The sequence below is a fragment of the Sulfurovum iocasae genome, from assembly GCF_047716765.1.
Taxonomy (GTDB): Bacteria; Campylobacterota; Campylobacteria; order Campylobacterales; family Sulfurovaceae; genus Sulfurovum.
Map to the genome: position 1 here is coordinate 313002 of NZ_CP180410.1, position 18033 is coordinate 331034.

At 37.4% G+C, this 18033-nt stretch carries 17 protein-coding genes; 10 read left to right on the top strand and 7 right to left on the bottom strand.

Annotated features, from left to right (window positions below):
• Positions 1–33: 33 nt before the first annotated feature.
• The 5 genes from ACLHDG_RS01635 (at position 34) to ACLHDG_RS01655 (ending at position 6376) form a co-directional block, all read left to right on the top strand.
• The gene (locus tag ACLHDG_RS01635) at positions 34–483 is read left to right on the top strand and encodes a type II secretion system protein (RefSeq protein WP_415407252.1); all 450 of its coding nucleotides are present in this window, start codon (positions 34–36) and stop codon (positions 481–483) included.
• Positions 484–2331 carry a primosomal protein N' gene (locus ACLHDG_RS01640; protein ID WP_415407253.1) on the top strand — a complete coding sequence of 616 codons (1848 nt, stop codon included), beginning with the start codon at positions 484–486 and terminating at the stop codon, positions 2329–2331.
• A gap of 192 nt (positions 2332–2523) precedes the next feature.
• Positions 2524–3585, top strand: a complete 1062-nt coding sequence (gene ispG / locus ACLHDG_RS01645; protein ID WP_415407254.1) for a flavodoxin-dependent (E)-4-hydroxy-3-methylbut-2-enyl-diphosphate synthase — start codon at positions 2524–2526, stop codon at positions 3583–3585.
• Positions 3585–5021 carry a replicative DNA helicase gene (locus ACLHDG_RS01650; protein ID WP_415407255.1) on the top strand — a complete coding sequence of 479 codons (1437 nt, stop codon included), beginning with the start codon at positions 3585–3587 and terminating at the stop codon, positions 5019–5021. The genes ispG and ACLHDG_RS01650 overlap by 1 nt, the downstream gene beginning before the upstream one ends.
• Before the next feature lie 89 nt (positions 5022–5110).
• Positions 5111–6376 carry a ComEC/Rec2 family competence protein gene (locus ACLHDG_RS01655; RefSeq protein ID WP_415407256.1) on the top strand — a complete coding sequence of 422 codons (1266 nt, stop codon included), beginning with the start codon at positions 5111–5113 and terminating at the stop codon, positions 6374–6376.
• A gap of 25 nt (positions 6377–6401) precedes the next feature.
• Here the strand turns inward: ACLHDG_RS01655 and ACLHDG_RS01660 are convergent, their stop codons facing one another.
• The 3 genes from ACLHDG_RS01660 to ACLHDG_RS01670 are packed head-to-tail and all read right to left on the bottom strand — an operon-like array spanning position 6402 to position 9366.
• Complete coding sequence (locus tag ACLHDG_RS01660; RefSeq protein WP_415407257.1) at positions 6402–7235, bottom strand: YihY family inner membrane protein; 834 nt, start codon at positions 7233–7235, stop codon at positions 6402–6404.
• 59 nt (positions 7236–7294) lie between these two features.
• The gene (locus ACLHDG_RS01665; RefSeq protein WP_415407258.1) at positions 7295–8683 is read right to left on the bottom strand and encodes an FAD-binding oxidoreductase; all 1389 of its coding nucleotides are present in this window, start codon (positions 8681–8683) and stop codon (positions 7295–7297) included.
• Positions 8683–9366 (bottom strand): plasminogen-binding N-terminal domain-containing protein, encoded by a 684-nt coding sequence (locus ACLHDG_RS01670; RefSeq protein ID WP_415407259.1) that lies wholly within the window; start codon positions 9364–9366, stop codon positions 8683–8685. The genes ACLHDG_RS01665 and ACLHDG_RS01670 overlap by 1 nt, the downstream gene beginning before the upstream one ends.
• Before the next feature lie 152 nt (positions 9367–9518).
• Between ACLHDG_RS01670 and ACLHDG_RS01675 the strand changes: the two genes are divergently transcribed.
• Entirely contained in the window at positions 9519–10754 is a 1236-nt protein-coding gene (locus tag ACLHDG_RS01675) for a peptidoglycan DD-metalloendopeptidase family protein (RefSeq protein WP_415407260.1), read from the top strand.
• Positions 10744–11310: an NUDIX domain-containing protein gene (locus tag ACLHDG_RS01680; protein WP_415407262.1), complete on the top strand. Its 567-nt coding sequence runs from the start codon at positions 10744–10746 to the stop codon at positions 11308–11310. The genes ACLHDG_RS01675 and ACLHDG_RS01680 overlap by 11 nt, the downstream gene beginning before the upstream one ends.
• Before the next feature lie 83 nt (positions 11311–11393).
• Here the strand turns inward: ACLHDG_RS01680 and ACLHDG_RS01685 are convergent, their stop codons facing one another.
• The 3 genes from ACLHDG_RS01685 to ACLHDG_RS01695 form a co-directional block, all read right to left on the bottom strand.
• Positions 11394–11891 (bottom strand): globin, encoded by a 498-nt coding sequence (locus ACLHDG_RS01685; protein WP_415407263.1) that lies wholly within the window; start codon positions 11889–11891, stop codon positions 11394–11396.
• Positions 11892–12140: 249 nt separating this feature from the next.
• The gene (locus ACLHDG_RS01690) at positions 12141–13013 is read right to left on the bottom strand and encodes a carbon-nitrogen hydrolase (RefSeq protein WP_415407264.1); all 873 of its coding nucleotides are present in this window, start codon (positions 13011–13013) and stop codon (positions 12141–12143) included.
• A 23-nt stretch (positions 13014–13036) separates the two neighbouring features.
• Positions 13037–14050: an agmatine deiminase family protein gene (locus ACLHDG_RS01695; protein WP_415407265.1), complete on the bottom strand. Its 1014-nt coding sequence runs from the start codon at positions 14048–14050 to the stop codon at positions 13037–13039.
• A gap of 34 nt (positions 14051–14084) precedes the next feature.
• Between ACLHDG_RS01695 and ACLHDG_RS01700 the strand changes: the two genes are divergently transcribed.
• Entirely contained in the window at positions 14085–15089 is a 1005-nt protein-coding gene (locus ACLHDG_RS01700; protein ID WP_415407266.1) for an alanine racemase, read from the top strand.
• 163 nt (positions 15090–15252) lie between these two features.
• On the opposite strand, the gene ACLHDG_RS01705 is transcribed toward ACLHDG_RS01700, so the two are convergent.
• The gene (locus ACLHDG_RS01705; RefSeq protein ID WP_415407267.1) at positions 15253–15525 is read right to left on the bottom strand and encodes a hypothetical protein; all 273 of its coding nucleotides are present in this window, start codon (positions 15523–15525) and stop codon (positions 15253–15255) included.
• A gap of 253 nt (positions 15526–15778) precedes the next feature.
• Here ACLHDG_RS01705 and ACLHDG_RS01710 point away from each other — a divergent pair, with 253 nt between their 5' ends.
• On the top strand, positions 15779–16099 hold the full coding sequence (locus tag ACLHDG_RS01710) for a hypothetical protein (RefSeq protein ID WP_415407268.1): 321 nt from the start codon (positions 15779–15781) through the stop codon (positions 16097–16099).
• Positions 16100–16614: 515 nt separating this feature from the next.
• Positions 16615–17952 carry a tyrosine-type recombinase/integrase gene (locus tag ACLHDG_RS01715; RefSeq protein WP_415407269.1) on the top strand — a complete coding sequence of 446 codons (1338 nt, stop codon included), beginning with the start codon at positions 16615–16617 and terminating at the stop codon, positions 17950–17952.
• The last annotated feature ends 81 nt before the right edge of the window (positions 17953–18033 follow it).

Consider the following 18033-nt stretch of genomic DNA (forward strand, 5'->3'; position numbering starts at 1 on the left):
AAATTTTATTGTATGAAATTAAAAGGAATAAATATGCGAACGTCTTCAAAAAGAGCATTTACGATGATAGAGCTGGTGTTTGTTATCGTGGTTATTGGGATACTCTCAGCGATTGCTATACCTAAATTTGCTGCAACACGTGATGATGCTGTCATAACTAAAGCTATAACAACGGTGGCTTCTGTAAGGAGTGCATTGGCTGTTGAACGTCAAAAACGGATTCTACGTGGTTCTTTTGCAACTATTGGTGACTTGGGTGATGCTACTTATGCTTTTAGATATTTTGATAACAATAGTTCCTTTCTGGTCTTAGAGTACCCTGTAAAAAACTGTACAGGTACAAATAGATCTTGTTGGAATAGAGCTTCTGCAACAAGTTATGTATTTAAAGAACCTGGAGGTACGGATGTTACTTTTACTCTTAATGGGGTAAATAGAGCTAATAGATTAGATTGTACAAGTAATTGTGGCAACTTTGAATAATTGTATTATTATAAAATCTTTCTTCTAAGGTCAAGTGCACCAAGCTTGACTTACCATTCAAAACAATCATTAGCAGTAGGTTCAATTGTCTCTGTACCTTTAAAAACTACAGTCAAAGAAGCTGTTGTCATTACTGATGTTGAAAAACCTGAGTTTGAAACAGCAGCGATCACTTCTGTTCCAGATAAAGTTTATAGTATCGAACAGATGGATATCGCTAAGTTTATCTCTGAGTATTATTTTTCTTCTTTTGGGGAGGCGATCTCTCTTTTTATTCCTAAAAAGAGAGAAGCCTTCAGCCTTCAGCCTTCAGCGTTCAGAGGAGTGGTTGAAAAACCGCAATTAACTGCTAGTCAACAAAAAGCTTATGATCAACTACTAAAAAAAGACAAAGTTTTGCTTTTTGGTGTAACAGGTTCCGGAAAGACAGAAATTTTTATCACCCTTATGGCTAAAATGTTGGAAGAGGGGTTAACTTCTATCTTTTTGATGCCTGAAATATCGTTGACTCCTCAGATGGAAAAACGTCTTAAAGTCTATTTTGGAGAGAGTGTTGCGATGTGGCACTCCAAGTTGACTAAAAAGAAAAAAGAGTCTATCCTGGAAGGCATACATAGTGGTGAAGTACGTATCGTAGCAGGGGCACGTTCGGCTTTGTTCGTGCCGCTTGAAAACTTAGGACTCATCGTGGTGGATGAAGAGCATGATGACAGCTATAAAGCCATGACCCGTCCACGCTATCATGCACGTGATGTTGCGGTACTTATGGGGCAGAAGTTGGGGGCTAAAGTAGTCTTGGCTTCTGCTACACCCAGTATGACTTCGTATTATAAATATGATGTAGTGAAACTTGAAAAGCCTTATGTGGAAGCGAAGAAAAAGTATGCGTTTATCACCGGAGACACTGTCTCTCCACCTATTTTAAATGCACTTTATCATAATTATAAAGCCAAAGAACAGTCGCTGCTCTTTTTACCTACCAGAGGTAATTTCAAATACCTGTACTGCGAGAGCTGTGGAAAAACACATCTCTGTCCCTACTGTTCAGTAGGGATGGCACTGCATAGAAACCGTAGGCATTTGAAATGTCATTACTGTAATTTTACGGAAGCCATACAAGATACTTGTACCTACTGTGGACATACACCACTTAAAAGTGAACGTATGGGAACACAAGAAGCTATAGAAGTCATCAGTAATGCTGTAGAGGGTATACAGGTAGAACAGTTTGACAAAGACAGTATCACTACAGCCAAGAAGCTTAAAGAAGCGCTTAGACGTTTTGAGAGTGGGGAGAGTAATTTGTTACTTGGTACGCAGATGCTCAGCAAAGGGCATGACTACTCAAATATTACGCTTTCAGTTATCATGGGGCTTGACTACATCTTAGGTTTAGCAGATTACCGTGCAAGAGAACGCGCTATGAGTCTGTTGTTTCAAATAGCGGGTAGAAGCGGTAGAGCAAAAGAAGCAGATGTCATTGTACAGACAGGTGATGCAGCCTTTTTCAAAAATTATCTTTCTGACTATGAACTGTTCATCAAAGATGAATTATCATTTTTAGAGATGGCACACTACCCACCCTTTGCATCACTCGCACGTATACTCATAGCCCATAAAGATGAGAGTAAAGCAGGAAAGATCACACTGGATACTGTGACAAAGCTCAAAGCTTTTGAAGAGATAGAGATAGTAGGGCACGGTAAAGCACCTGTAGAGAGGATAGCCAATAAATTTCGGTTCAATATTTTACTGAGAGCGAAGAATAGGGTGCCTTTATTAAAAGCTTTGCACTCTGTGGATTGTCGTGAGATTGAGATAGATATGGATCCCGTGGAATTTTCGTAGGTCGGGGTATCCACTCCCCGACCTACGTTAATTTTGTTTGGGTAAAATAAGAGAATTATATAAAAATTCTCGTTCCCATGCTGTGCGTGGGAATGCATATACAGTATTTTGAATAGTAAAAATGATTTAGTTTTTTGAATTGAAGTATGCATTCCCACGGAAACCGTGGGAACGAGGACAACAAGGTAAACAGTGAAAGAACGAGTTAAAACTAAAAAAATCTATGTGGGAAATGTAGCTGTAGGCGGTGATGCTCCTATCTCTGTACAGTCGATGACTTATAGTGATACGCATAACGTGGCTGCTACAGTGGAGCAGATAAATCGTCTGCACTTTGCAGGAGCAGATATGGTGCGTGTGGCTGTGCCAGATATGGAAGATGCACTTGCACTTAAAGCGATAAAAGAGCAGATCTCTTTGCCTCTTATCGCAGATATTCATTTTAATTATAAACTTGCACTAGAAGCAGCGAAGTGGGTGGATTGTATCCGTCTTAATCCAGGGAATATCGGTGAAAAATCACGTATCAAAGAGATAGTCAAAGCATGCCAAGAACGTAATCTTCCTATAAGGATCGGTGTCAATGCAGGTTCACTTGAAAAAGAGTTTGACCAAAAGTATGGTGCAACAGCAGAGGGTATGGTAGCTTCTGCGGAGTACAACATCAAATTCCTGGAAGATCTAGGATTTACAGATATTAAAGTCTCACTCAAAGCTTCAGATGTAGACCGTACGGTTGATGCTTACAGAATGTTACGTCCTAAAAATGAGTATCCATTCCATTTAGGAGTCACAGAAGCAGGAACGATCTTTCATGCGACTATAAAGTCTGCTATAGGATTGGGGACACTTTTACTTGATGGTATAGGTGATACGATGCGTGTTTCCATCACTGGTGAGTTGGAAGAAGAGATCAAAGTAGGAAAAGCGATACTCAAAGATTCCGGAAGGCTTAAAGAGGGGCTGAATATTATCTCTTGCCCAACCTGTGGACGTATAGAAGCTGATCTGGTCAAAGCTGTAGCAGAAGTAGAGAGACGTACAGCACATATAAAAACCCCTATGGATGTCTCAGTGATGGGTTGTGTCGTGAATGCCATAGGTGAAGCGAAACATGCAGATGTTGCTATAGCCTATGGTAAAGGTGCAGGACTTGTGATGCTTAAAGGGGAGGTGGTTGCAAGACTTTCTGAAGAAGAGTTAGTTGATAGATTTGTCTTAGAAGTTGAAAAGTTTGCAGAGGAGAATAAATAGTGGAGAATATGTATAACCTAAATATAGAACGTGCAGTACTCTCAGCGATTATTTTTGATCCTGAAACGTATGAGGAGATAGCAGCAAAACTGATGTCTCATGACTTTTATCTGCCTTTTCATCAACATGTTTTTGCTGCGATGGAGGAACTAAGTCGTGAAGAAAAACCTATAGATGAAGAGTTCTTGCGTTCAAAGCTCATCTCTATGGGAAAATTTGATGAAGTAGCGATGCTTGACCTGCTTTCTGCAAACCCCATTTCAAATACAGCAGCATATCTCACTGAGATCAAAGCAAAATCCAGTAAACGGGCTTTGGCTACCCTTGCAACTGAGATCAAAAAAGTTACTATCGAAGATGATCTTCCGGCAGAAGAAGTGATGAACCTTGTAGAGAAAAAGCTTTACGAGATCACACAGAATAATACCAATGAAGATTTCAGAGACTCTAAAAATATCACTTTAGCGATGATGGACGAGATCAATCGGCTTAAAGCACTGGGGAACTCTAAACTCATTGGTGTAGATACCGGATTTAAAAACCTTAATGATAAAACGTCTGGTTTTGGTAAAGGGGACTTGGTCATCATCGCAGCACGTCCTGCGATGGGTAAAACTGCACTGGTACTCAACATGGCACTCAAAGCAGTAGAACGTAATGAAGGTGTAGCTTTCTTTTCACTCGAAATGCCAGCAGAACAACTGATGTTGAGACTGCTTTCTGCTAAGACCTCTATACCTCTGCAGGCACTAAGAGTGGGTGACCTTAGAGATGAACAGTGGAGCCAGCTCTCTGCTGCAACTTCAGAATTAGCAGAGAAAAAACTTTTTGTAGATGATGGAGGGTATGCAACCATCCATCATGTCCGATCTAAACTGCGTAAACTTAAAGCTCAACATCCTGAGATCTCTATAGCCATCATTGACTACTTGCAGTTGATGAGTGGTGATGGTAAAGAGGGAAGACAACAAGAGGTCTCGGAAATCTCAAGAGGATTAAAACAACTTGCAAGAGAATTACAAATACCTATCGTTGCACTCTCACAGCTTAACCGTGGTGTAGAAAGTAGAGATAACAAACGTCCAATGCTTTCAGACCTACGTGAATCTGGAGCCATAGAGCAGGATGCGGATATTATTCTTTTTGTCTATCGTGATGATGTCTATCGTGAAGCAATGGAGAAAGAAAAAGAGATGAAAGCCAAAGCAGAAGGTAAAGAGTATACTTCTGAGTTTAGAAAGAAAGCTGAAGAAGAAGCTGAGATCATCATAGGAAAACAGAGAAATGGTCCAACGGGAACAGTAGATCTGATCTTCCAAAAGAAATTCACACGATTTGTGGATGCTTCTGTTTCTCCTGCATTTGAAGTAGTGTATGAAGAGGGTGATATGCCTATGCAAGAAGCAAATATAAATATAGAATTACCGACCATTTAGTGCCTCGCTTGCACTGCAATTTAGTTGCTTGTCAGCAGGAGGCTCACGCAACTTGTTGCTTTAAAGAGTGATCGTTTAAGGATTTTATTTTGCAATTAGAAAAACCAAAATTATTTCCTGAAAAGAAAACGTTTGTTTGGGTAATGGTTGCTTTAGTAGCTGCAATACTCATTCGACTTTTTTTCGAATATCAATCTTATCAAAACTTTATCTCTAAACCTTTTTACTATACACATGCCAAAGTACTTGACTCTTATGCAAAGTCTAAGAACGGTAAGCGTTATCAGGTACTTAAACTGCATAGTGATGAAGGATTTACTTTTTATACGACCAGTCATCGTAAAGAAAGTTTTAATCATAAGTATTTACGTCTGAAAATACTTCCAAATGAAAGTATATCATTTAAGGATTACCTAGGAACCTTTTATGTGAAAAGTCTCATTAGAAACGAGGAACTACTACCTCTTACTTTTAAAGATACTTTACTGGAAAAAGTAGCTTTCCAACATCAGAAAATATCTTTACAATCCTTTTATAATGCCATCTTTTTTGCCACACCACTAGAGCAAGAGTTAAGACAAAAGATAAGCATGTTAGGGGTAAGCCATCTTGTGGCACTGAGTGGATTTCATTTAGGGATATTATGGGGATTGGTGTATGGAGTATTGTTACTGCTATATAAACCTCTGCAACAACGGTTCGTCCCTTATCGTCATGCACTTTTTGATGTTGGGTTAGTGGCTATTGTCTTTTTAGGAGTTTACTTATGGTTCGTAGATTTCCCTCCCTCTTTAGTACGTTCATATGCTATGGTATTGGTAGGCTGGATGGTACTTTTGTTGGGAATGGAACTTCTCAGCTTTACATTTTTGACAACTATTTTGACAATGCTTGCAGCACTCTTCCCATCTTTGCTGGTCTCTTTAAGTTTTTGGCTCTCAATTGCAGGGGTAGGCTATATCTTTCTACTTTTACAGTATACAAAAGAGTTCAATAAATGGATCATTACATTACTCTTTATTCCTTTTGGTATTTTTATTTTAATGCTTCCTGTAGTGCATGCTATCTTTGGTGTGACAAGTGGTTATCAACTTTTGTCACCGTTATTATCACTTCTGTTTATTCCTTTTTATCCTTTGGTGATGGTGTTGCATATGATAGGTTTTGGAGGGATGTTTGACACGGTATTGTTATGGTTGTTTTCCTTGCCTAATGAGGGTGTAGACAAGCTACTGCCTCTGTGGGCCATGCTTGGGTATGTTGGCTTGTCTCTAGGGGCTATTTGGAGTAGAAAATTGTTTTTTGTGGTGATAGGGTTGGCTTTGGGATATGGTATTTACCTTTTTGTTACTTGACACATATATAAAAAATGCTATCTGCTTAGATATGATCTATCTCCTCATCTCTGTTTAAGAGATCGCAAAATTTCAATCCATGCAGAAAGATCGCCCAAGAGATATAGATCCATAAAAAGAAAAAGAGCATTGTAGAGATACTGCCGTAGATACTGGCATAGGTTTTGTTATGGACAACATAGAAAATAAAAGCATTTTTAGAGAGATACCATATGAGTGATGTAATAAAAGAGCTTATCATAGCAGCAGAGAAGGTGACATGAGTATTTGCTGAGTATTGATAAAGGATATAAAACACTGTCCATACCATTAGATAAGGTAAAAAGTAAAAGAGCTGAATGGCACTTGTAATATCGCTTTTATCCAGATAGCTTTGCATCACTGTAGAGAGATAGAAAGAAGCTCCCATTATAAGAGGTATGATGATGATGAGTAAAATATATGTTTTGAATGCACTGAGGATATTTCGGTTTGGTGTATTAAAGATATCGTTGACGATATAGTCATAGTTTTTGAAAAACATCACTGCAGCAAATGCGACATAAAATACACCTACATAACCTAGCTTATGAGAGTTTTCCATAAAAGTGTTGATGTATGACATGACCTCTTTGGAGTCTGTGGGCATAAGGTTGGCAAAGATCAGGGTTTCTATCTGGCTGTGTACGGACTCAAAAATAGGTAAGGTAGTAAAGACCCAAAGCAGTATAACAAGCAAAGGAATGATAGAAAAGAGTGTACTCCAACTTAGACTTGAAGCATAGTGACCTATTTTATCATCAAAGAGATCTCCTAGAAAATCTCGTAGAAAAATGTAGTAGTTTTTTAAAATATTTTTGAATTGAGTGTGTTTTTTCATATATTTCCATTTGCCTTCGACAGGCTCAGTCAGCTATAGGAGGCTGAGCCTGTCGATGCCTAGTTTGGCAATCCCATTTTCCCAGGATTAAGAATATTATTTGGATCAAATGCATGTTTGATACTTTTGAAAAGGTCAAGTTCTACATCATTGAATGCGATGTCCATAAACGGTGCTTTACTTGTGCCTATACCATGTTCGCCACTGAGTGTTCCACCCATATCTATTACAAGTTGGAAGATCTCTTCGATGGCTTTATGCCCCTCTTCGAGTTGTTTCTCATCGGAACCATCTACCATGACATTGACATGGATGTTACCATCGCCTGCATGACCGAAACATGGTACTTTAAATCCATATTTGTTGCCTATCTCATAGATGCGTTTAAGTGCTTCAGGCAGCATGCTTCTTGGTACAGAGATATCTTCATTGAGTTTTTTGCTTCCAAAGATAGTGATAGAAGGAGAAGCGTTACGTCTTGCATACCAGAGTGTATCTCTCTCTTTGGCATTATGTGCAATGATAAAATCCTGTGCACCATTCTCTTTAAATGATTTTTCTAAAATTTCCAATTGAAAGTCTACTTCTTGAGAGACATTACCATCTACATCGCCGATGAGAAGAGCGCCTGCATCTTCAGGCAGTTCGATGCCAAGTTTCTCTTTGAGTGCCTGGACTACTAAGTCATCCATAAACTCCATAGCTACAGGATTTGCACCTGCAGCAAGAGATTTAAACACAGCATTCATTGCATCATCTACAGAAGGGAAAATACCCATGTAGGCTTTGGTGAATTTAGGTTTAGGGATGAGTTTTAGAGTAAGTTCAGTGAGAACTGCCAGTGTACCTTCACTTGCGATCAGAATACCTGCAACGTTATATCCGGCAACATCCTTGATCGTTTTTTTCCCTGCTCTGATAATATCCCCATTTGGACGTACGGCTCGTAGTGCCATAACATAGTCTTTAGTGATACCATACTTGGCTGCACGCATACCACCTGCATTCTCAGAGACATTACCACCCAGTGTTGAGTACTCCTCACTTGCGGGATCCGGTGGGTAGAAAAGACCTACTTCTTCTGCAGCTTTTTGCAGATCCATGTTGATCACACCGGGTTGTACAATAGCAAGCATGTTTTCCATATCGATCTCAAGGATCTTGTTCATATGTTTTTCCATTGCAAGGATGATACCGCCATTGGTAGGCAGTGCACCACCGGTAAACCCGGAACCTGCTCCTCGAGGAGTAATGACAATATGATGATGGTTACAATAGACAAGTATACGACTTACATCTTCTTCATCTCTGGGAAAAACAACGGCATCAGGTTCAAAACGTGTACGTGTAGCATCGTAAGAGTAAGCGATAAGATGCGCTTTGTCACTATAGACATTTTCTTTGCCTACCAGATCTTCAAGGGCCGTGATATGTTTGGGAGCTAACACTAGATCGACTCCATTGCTTGGTAGTAGTTTCCTGTGCCATTTTTAGAAAACCAACCTGATTCGATCTTTTCAAAGCGAATAAAGAAAGGGTATCGTCCTTGTGCAGGGAGATTAGTCATGGCTTTTTTTCCTACGATCTGACCGGAGATAGGATCTAAAAGCACAGCTGAACCATTGCGTACGATATAGATAAGCCCTACTTGATACTCTTTGGCAAACAGTGCAAGATTTTCTTTAGTGGGATATGCATCTCCTTCTCTGGTGAGGAAAATTGCAAAATGATCTGGATGAACCCATAGTTTCTTATGTGATGAAGTAATTTTTGCATAAGTATCAGCATCTGGAGCTAAAAGTAGAACAGTATTATAAAGATATCCGCCAATGACTTTATCTCCTGCAGAAACAGCTGTTTTGATGGTTGGCAGCTCATCATGATGTATGATGTCTTTACCTATGATCTTAGCACTTCCGTTAGATGCAGTTTGTGTGATATACGTTGTAATTGCTTCGAGTGAATTGCCATAATCGTGAATAACTACAGCACTCATACCATTCACGGGAAGGGCAGATCGGAGAGAAACAGTGTTTCCCCCTACAGATGAGATAGAAGTATTTACAGTAGAGGGAAAAAATCCTGCAAAAAGAGGTAAAGCAGTTAAAGCAATAAGTGCTATTTTGCGCATAGCGATCCTTTATAGATAAAAATTATATTATTCTGATTATACAAGCAAAAGATTAAAAGTCTATTGAGATACTTATGTTGATACTGCAATAGAGATGTCCTTAACTTAATTAAGTTATAATAATGCCCAATTGAATAGGGTGATGGAGTAGAATGAAGTATATTATTGTGTTTGTTTTGATGTTTACCTTCACGTTTGGCATGAAGGTGACTCATAAAGCGTGGGAAAAAGGAAAAACATTTTCAGACTATTTGGAATCCCATAATATTTCAGCAGGACTATTGGAATCCATCTCAAAAGAAGATCAAAAGTTTCTCTCTGAAATCAATAGGAATTATAAATACTATGAGTTGAAAGACAATACAGGAACATTGGTGCAATCACTCATTCCCATCAGTAAAGAGATGCAAATTCATCTGTTTAAAAAGCGTGAGAGCGGTGGGTATGGTTTTGATATTATCCCCATAGAGTATAAAAGTGATGAGTATTTTGCAGAGGTGGATATAGAGTCAAATCCTTATAGTGATACCTTAAAAACTATAAAGCAAAAAAAAGTAGCAGAGCGACTTGGTCAAGCACTCAAAAATTGTATAGATACTAAAAAATTACGTAAGGGAGATCAACTCTCTTTTATTTATACACAGCGAACAAGACTGGGACAGATATATCATATGCCGGATATTAAAGTGGTGAGTCTTATATCAAGAGCTAAAGAGAGTTTTATCTATGTGGATGAAGATGGTGATGGTCATAAAGAGGGGGCGAAACGCTCTGAATTTACCAAAGAGGGAGACTATACACATTTAGTACCTCTTAGAGACCGATCCAACAGACTTGGTATGCCGCTGAGACATGTGCGTATCACATCAAAGTTTACCTATCGTAGGTGGCACCCTATCTTGAAACGTTACCGTCCACACCACGGTACAGACTTTGGAGGGAGAACAGGTACGCCTCTTTTAGCCGTGTATGGGGGAAAGATAACATATGCCGGATGGATGGGTGGCTATGGAAAAGTAGTCAAGATCAAACATCCAAGAGGGTATGAGTCTCTCTATGCTCATCAAAGTCGTATCAGGGTGCATCGTGGAGAGCAGGTCAAAAAAGGACAAATTATTGGATATGTGGGTAATACAGGAAGAAGTACAGGACCACATCTGCATTTTGGTTTGAAACGATATGGGAAATGGGTAAATCCAATGAAGCACCTGAAACGTAAGTCGATGAATAAATCAAAATACAATAAGATAGTGATCAAAAATGCTAAAGAAAACAGAACAAAACTTTTAGCCTATTTGAAAAATGATACAACGTCTTATATTTGGGGGAAAGAGCAAAGTGCGAATGTTAAACTTCAAGATAAGGAAGCATTGGAAAATGCAAAATAAAATTGAAAACTTTAAACTTAATCCACTTACTGACTCTAAATTTATTTCAACTGCTTTAGCCACATATGAGCAAAATGGTATTAAAAAAAACTGGGAGATCGTACAGGCACATGATAGTGTTGCCATACTTATCTACCATAAAGAGTATAAGAGTTTTATCTTAGTGAAGCAGTTTAGACCGGCAGTATATCTCAACAATAGTGATGGCCTGACTGTTGAGCTTTGTGCAGGTATCGTCGATAAAGAGCATACCTTGGTACAAATAGCAAAAGAAGAGATAGAAGAGGAGTGTGGCTATGATGTGCTGCTTGAAAATATAGAAAGAATCACTTCCTTTCATACTTCTGTAGGGTTTGCAGGAAGTAAACAGATGCTTTATTATGTTGAGGTTGATGAGAGTATGAAGAGCTCAGATGGTGGGGGTGTGGATGGAGAGTTGATCGAAGTGATACATCTCCCGATTACTGAAGCTAAAGAGCTTATTTATGATGAAAGTATCGCAAAAACACCGGGGTTAATGTTTGCTTTTATGTGGTGGTTTGAAAAAAATAGTTAGAATTTGCCTGCACGGGCCGCTTTGCTCCACCGTTCCGGTTCCGAACCTAAAAATGACAAACTGTTGTCATTTTTTTACGGTTCTCATCTGTCTTCTTTCGCCTGTGTGAATGCTGCATAGTAGGTACTACCATCAGCAAAAGTATTAACTGTAAGTTTTGAGAAGTTTTCAAGATATGCCCAAAAATCTTCTATGAGTTTTTCATCTACACCTTTAACTTCCTGAAGCGCTTCTCTCATAGTACCAAGCCATTCTATGCGTGACTTTTCAGTAATTGAGAAATCATCATGAAGACGTATCATATATTCATTAAGTTCCATCCCTTGTGCTTCATCTTCATAGACTTTTGGTCCACCACAAATTTGGATAAAGAATTTGGTATTTTTAACTTTTATCTCTGCAAATTCATCTTCATCTTGTGGGAAAAAGTGAGCAATATCACTCTCATAAATTTTATCATAAAAGTTATACATAAGTTCACGCATTCCATCTTCACCACCAACTGCTTTGAAAAATTCAATAGCTGGATTGTGAAAGTGAACTGGTGCACCTTTTTCTACAGGGGTAATATCCATTGACATGATTGTTCCTTATATTAAATATATGGGGTGATTATAGTTAAAATAACTTAAGGGGTGTTGTTAGTTTGTTCTCTACTTTTTTAGAAAAGCGCCTTGACCGAAGGGGTGAAGTACCCTTTGGGTGAGGCAAAATCGTCACAGCTCTCGAATCGCTTCGCTTTTCTGGCACTAAATGCCGATACCTCTGTCGCTAAAGCGTAAGTGGGGTGCAAGGGCGTTCGCAGTGACAAAATTTATAAGGGGGGGTATTTAATCACAAAATCTTTTTAGTAAACATTGGTAGCTCTCTATGCGTCTGTCACGTAAAAATGGCCAGATGTCTCGTACTTCTTTGGTGCGTTCGTGTTCTATGGTTGCGTAAAGTATGATTTCATTTTTATCATCTGCCTGGGCTAATATTTCACCTTGCGCACCACAGACAAATGAATTACCCCAAAATCTGATACCTTTCATCACACCAGAGCTATCAGCTTCAAATCCAACACGGTTACAGGACAGTACAGGAATACCGTTTGCAATGGCGTGGGAACGTTGTATGGTTATCCAGCTGTCAAGTTGTCGTGATTTTTCTTCTTCACTGTCTTCATCGAACCATCCTATGGCAGTAGGGTAGATGAGCAAGTCTGCTCCCTTGAGTGTCATGATACGAGCAGCTTCAGGATACCACTGATCCCAGCAGACGAGAACACCAAGTTTTCCTACAGATGTCTGTATAGGTTCAAAACCAAGGTCACCGGGGGTAAAGTAAAATTTCTCATAAAATCCGGGATCATCAGGGATGTGCATCTTGCGATACTTTCCTGCAACAGAACCATCTTTTTCAAAAACCACTGCTGTGTTATGGTAAAGTCCAGGTGCACGTTTTTCAAAAAGAGAAGTGACAAGCACAATACTGTTTTCTTTGGCAACATTGCTCCAAAATACTATATCTTGTTCAAAATGAGCAGCATGATCAAAATATTTTGTATCTTCACTTTGACAAAAATATTCTGTTTGATGGAGTTCCTGTAAAACAATGAGTTGGGCACCATTTTGTGCTGCCTGTGCTATTTGTTTTGTAGTAGCATGGATGGTGGTATCTTTAGTACTATGGTGTTTTTGTTGGATAAGGGCTGTTTTCATGGGGTCTCCTAATTTTCACGGGTTCAATAAGCTATTTGCATGGTAGAACAGTGGAGTGATCCTCCCTGTTCTATGAGTTTTAAACAATTGATGGGGATAATTTCCTTATTTGAAAATACTTCTTTAAATATTTCTCCTGTATTTGTATCATTTTTGTCATTATACGTTGGATAAATAAGTGCATCATTTGTAATAAGAAAGTTTGCATAAGTAGCAGGCAACCTTTTATTATCTTTATCATAAATGGCATCTGTCATGGGAAGTGCAATAAGTTTGTAAGGTTTTCCTTCTTTTGTTTTAAATTCTTTTAATTGCACTTCCATTTTTTGCAACGCTTCAAAATGTTCATCATCTTTGTCATTACACTTGACATAAGCTATTGTCTCCTTATTGACAAAACGGGCTAAAGTATCTATGTGAGAGTCTGTATCATCACCTGCCAAGTATCCATGGTCAAGCCATAAAACTCTTTTGGCTCCCAGATGGGTATGTAGTTTCTCTTCTATTTCTTGTTTACTCAGTCCACCATTTCTGTTTGTATTGCATAAACATGCTGCAGTACTAAGAATAGTTCCCTCACCATCACTCTCAATCGAACCGCCTTCAAGTATAAAATCTACTTTTTCTAATGGAGTAATACCCATATAACCTTTTTTGTGTAAAGTGTTATTGACACTGTTGTCAAGGGAAGCTTCAAATTTACCTCCCCAACCATCAAAAGTAAAGTCTAAAAGTTTGATTTGATCATCTTCTTTGATGCTGATGTATCCGTAGTCACGTATCCAGGTATCATTGGTAGGGATCTCTATAAAAGTCATGTTTCGAGTAGAGCAGAACATAGATGAGATATTGTTTTTATCTTTACAAATGATGTATACAGGCTGTGCATAAGCAATGGCTTGAGCAATACGGATAAAAGGAGAGAGTGAAGCTTCTAGGTCTGCCTCATTGTCGGTATTGTGCCAGTCTGTTTCTTCATGTGGAAAAGACATGAGTACTGTACGTTGTTTTTCCCATTCGGCTGGCATTTTTATCATTATCTCTCCAAGGTTGATATAGTATAATTCTCTTATGGCATTTATTACAATCAATAAACAAAATTTCTATCATAATCTTAACCAAATTGCACTAAAAACCGGCTCAGTTGATAAGATCGCCATTGTACTTAAGGATAATGCATATGGACATGGGTTAGAACTCATGGCAAAACTTGCTTCAGAGTTTGGCATAAAACATGCAATAGTGAGGAAAACTGTAGAAGCAGAACAGATCAGATCTTTATTTGAAACAGTGCTTATACTTGGTGATACTATCATAAAAGATGACATATATTCTTTTACTATCAACAGTTTAGAAGATATCAAACAGGCCCAGAGAGGTGCAAAAGTAGAACTGAAAGTAGATACAGGTATGCATCGTAATGGTATAGCTCTTGATGAACTTGATGAAGCATTGGTATCAATACAAGAACGAGGTTTAAATCTTACAGGAGTGATGACCCACTTCCGTAGTGCAGATGAATTCAGCTCTGAACTTTTTTGGCAACAAAAAAAGTTTGAAATGATTAAAGAAAAAGTGAGAAAAGCAAAATTTGCAGAGGTGAGATTTCACTCTCATAACTCAGCAGCTATCTTGCGTACTAAAAGTTTTGATGACGATCTAGTACGTGTAGGCATAGGAGCTTATGGCTATAATGAATTACCAGCTCCTTTTGAGAAAGTAGAGTTAAAACCTGTCATGACTCTCTATGCTAAAAAAGTTTCAACCAGAGTATTGAAAGCTGGTGAAAGAGTAGGGTATGGTGGCGACTTTAGTACTCCCAAAGAGATGCTGGTCTCTACCTATGATCTGGGTTATGGTGATGGATGGTGCAGAGGTGACAGCACTCAACCTTATGTAATAAGTGAGGGGTTACCTATACTTGGACGTGTCTCTATGGACTTTGTTGCTTTAGGTTCTACGAAAGATGAAGTATGCATTATGAATGATGCGCAAAAAGCTGCAAAACAGTTACGGACTATTTCTTATGAAGTTACTACTGCGTTATCTCCGGAGATCCCGAAGGAAGTGATTTAAATTAGTGAGTTTGGTGGAAGTATGGAGAATTGAAGATAGCGCTATAATGGTATCTATTGATGTATAGTTTTAAAATACCCCCTAAAATTCTTTGTTAGGCTATTTAAAAGAGTACTTTTTAGTTGCTATGATTATATCAACTACTTTTATGGGCAGTAACTATTTAGAAAAGATAAGCAAAATTATATGCTATTGCACCAATAAATCCTAAAGCAATAAGCAATAAAATAATTCCTTTTATGCTGTGTTTCTTTTCTTCTTCTTTATTTAGACTTGCAATGCAACTATAACAATAACCATCTTTCATTGCCCCTGTATGAAATACTTTTTTACATTTTTTACATTCTTTTAGGCTTAGACTCTCAATGCAGTTTTCACAATACCCGCCTTTCAACTTCTCTGCTATAAATTGTTCTCTACACCCTGTACATCTCATACTTTTACCTTTTTAATCAAATATAATGTGAGTAGTATGACATGTTTTTGAAGTTATTACAAGGTCATATTTTAGAGTTTCCCCCCTTCTGCTATCTCTAACCTTTCACTTCTCATGTGTTCAGTCTTGGGGTGAATAAAAGACACCATACAACTCAACACCTCTTCTTCTTTCAATTATATGACAATTTGACACACAATTAACCTTCCTTCCATTATTCTGCCACAATACAAAAAAAGTATTGGAGCCAAAGATGAAACCTACATCAAAAGAGCTTCTTGAGGTAATTAGCAAAAACTGTTCTAATCAAATTACGTTTTACACATACAACAAAAATGTTCTTAAAGTAAGTGACAAATACAGAGAGGGAAGATCAACGTCACTGAAGTATATTAGTGAGCTTACCTTTTACTATCTTCAAGAAGAGAAAAAGATACAGAAGCAATTTCGTGAACAGATACTCAAACAGATGAAATCACATTCTTGCCTTGATGATAGTGACTACAAGCAAGGTCTCTATGATGCCCTTAATGAAACACTGGATGAAATAAGGTTTTTTCTACCTAAAAACTAAAGAGTTAAGCTCATAGTGTTTACATACGGTTAGTATAGATTATGTACAATACTTTCATGGCAATCAAGATTATATAAAACTAATTAAACTTTAACTCCTGTCAGAGATATTTCCCTTTTATCCTTGATTGCTGAAATCAAGTATGATAGTATACTCCCTTGTCTATCATGCTTGATTATTTATCGAAACTTCTCACAAAACTCATAAACATGATACTCAATCACTTTTTGTAACTGTTAGAAGATACTCTAGGAATAAAGGGGTCAGGTGATAATGATAACCTCTGACGCATTAACTATCTTAAATTTAGTAATGAAAATATGATGCTGTTTATACGGATTATTGTGTTTGGTGGAGATGAGAGGAATTTATTTTTGTAATTTTTCTCATTTCCTTATAAAAGCGATATATTTAATAAAAACCCCTTATATATGGTACTATATGACCTTAATGCAAAGAATATTATTGTATAGTTTTTTAAAGTTTTATATCCTTAGGGTAGAAATGGGGTAGAAGTGGCTCTCAAGCAAACAAAAAAAATAGAAAAAAGAATAACTAGAAAACGTATTGAAAAAAAAGATCTAGCTAAGATGCTGGATACTACTATTGATACTATAAACAAGTATATTTTAGGAGAGATTGAACCCCCGTCCCATATTGCCCAAATACTACCTCATAATAAAGATATTGTCAATGTTGAATTTATCAAGGAAGTAGAAGTTCCTAAATATAAAGGTGTGTATTACAATGCATTGGTAGATGGCGATAAAACCTTTTATATTACCTATAAAGAGATCGAAACAAGTAAAAAAGTTTTTCTTAAAATAGGGCTGGAAAGTGAAGGATTTACGGAGTCTTATTGTGAAGTAAAACGAAGAGAGCTTCTTCCCAAATTGAGAATTGGAGAGATCCCGAAGCAAATCAAGAGTAAAAGAAAGGCAAAGAATATTAAGACTTTTGACATGATTGCGGAAATGTATCACAAGGACAAAGAATTTGATATGTCAAAGAGGAATTTAAAATATTCAAAAGCATTTTATAAAAATCACATAAAGCCTTTTATAGGGAATAAGGATATTGAAACAATCACTACTGACGATATTGATGATATCTCTAGGCAGAAAAAAAATGATTATGCTAATACAACTATCAATCATATGGTAGAAAAAGTATCAAGTATTTTTAATTTTGCTATTAAAAAAGAATTTTACAAAGGGGGAAATCCAGCCAGAGGAGCAAAAAAACTCAAAGAAAACAATGAAAGAACTAGGTTTTTATCTTTAGGTGAAATAAATCAACTTATTGATGTGATAAGTGACAATGATACACTCTATCTATTTGTTGTATTGTCTTTGTCCACGGGAGGAAGATTAAATACGATTTGTAATATAAAGATCAAAGACATTAACTTGGAAACGATGTTTGTGCAGCTTAGAGACTTTAAAAGTCAAAGTTCTTATAAAGGATTTATTAAAAATGACAGTAAGTTTTTAGCAGTTTTGAAAAGACAAATGCAAGGTAAAGGGAAAATTGAGTTTCTGCTAGGAAGAGAGTCGCTTACTGGTAATGTGAGATATATTGAAAACACTCTACCTAAGTTTTTCAAAAAACTTTTTAATCAACATATTAATGAAGATAAAGCAACTCTAACAGCAGAGGAATTAGCAGAAAATAGAAGAGAAAAAGTTGTGATACATACTCTTCGACATACATTTGCTTCTCAATTAGTGATTAACAATGTTCCAATTTATACAGTCAAGGTTAGAATGAATCATAAAGATATTAAGCAAACAATGAGATATGCCAAACTTGCTCCTGATAGTGGAAGGGACAATGTAGATAATTTGTTTTAATGGTATTTACACCACATAATTACTTATAATGTGGTGCTATCCGCTTCTAGCATAATTGTTCAAATACCTATTTCATTATAA

Excerpts from the sequence above, each read along its gene's own strand:
- ACLHDG_RS01710 (WP_415407268.1), top strand. The coding sequence starts at position 15,779 with ATGAAACCTACATCAAAAGAGCTTCTTGAGGTAATTAGCAAAAACTGT.
- ACLHDG_RS01685 (WP_415407263.1), bottom strand. The coding sequence starts at position 11,891 with ATGTCAATGGATATTACCCCTGTAGAAAAAGGTGCACCAGTTCACTTT.
- ACLHDG_RS01700 (WP_415407266.1), top strand. The coding sequence starts at position 14,085 with ATGGCATTTATTACAATCAATAAACAAAATTTCTATCATAATCTTAAC.
- ACLHDG_RS01660 (WP_415407257.1), bottom strand. The coding sequence starts at position 7,235 with ATGAAAAAACACACTCAATTCAAAAATATTTTAAAAAACTACTACATT.
- ACLHDG_RS01690 (WP_415407264.1), bottom strand. The coding sequence starts at position 13,013 with ATGAAAACAGCCCTTATCCAACAAAAACACCATAGTACTAAAGATACC.
- ACLHDG_RS01635 (WP_415407252.1), top strand. The coding sequence starts at position 34 with ATGCGAACGTCTTCAAAAAGAGCATTTACGATGATAGAGCTGGTGTTT.
- ACLHDG_RS01705 (WP_415407267.1), bottom strand. The coding sequence starts at position 15,525 with ATGAGATGTACAGGGTGTAGAGAACAATTTATAGCAGAGAAGTTGAAA.
- ACLHDG_RS01670 (WP_415407259.1), bottom strand. The coding sequence starts at position 9,366 with ATGCGCAAAATAGCACTTATTGCTTTAACTGCTTTACCTCTTTTTGCA.
- ACLHDG_RS01680 (WP_415407262.1), top strand. The coding sequence starts at position 10,744 with ATGCAAAATAAAATTGAAAACTTTAAACTTAATCCACTTACTGACTCT.
- ACLHDG_RS01675 (WP_415407260.1), top strand. The coding sequence starts at position 9,519 with ATGAAGTATATTATTGTGTTTGTTTTGATGTTTACCTTCACGTTTGGC.
- ACLHDG_RS01695 (WP_415407265.1), bottom strand. The coding sequence starts at position 14,050 with ATGATAAAAATGCCAGCCGAATGGGAAAAACAACGTACAGTACTCATG.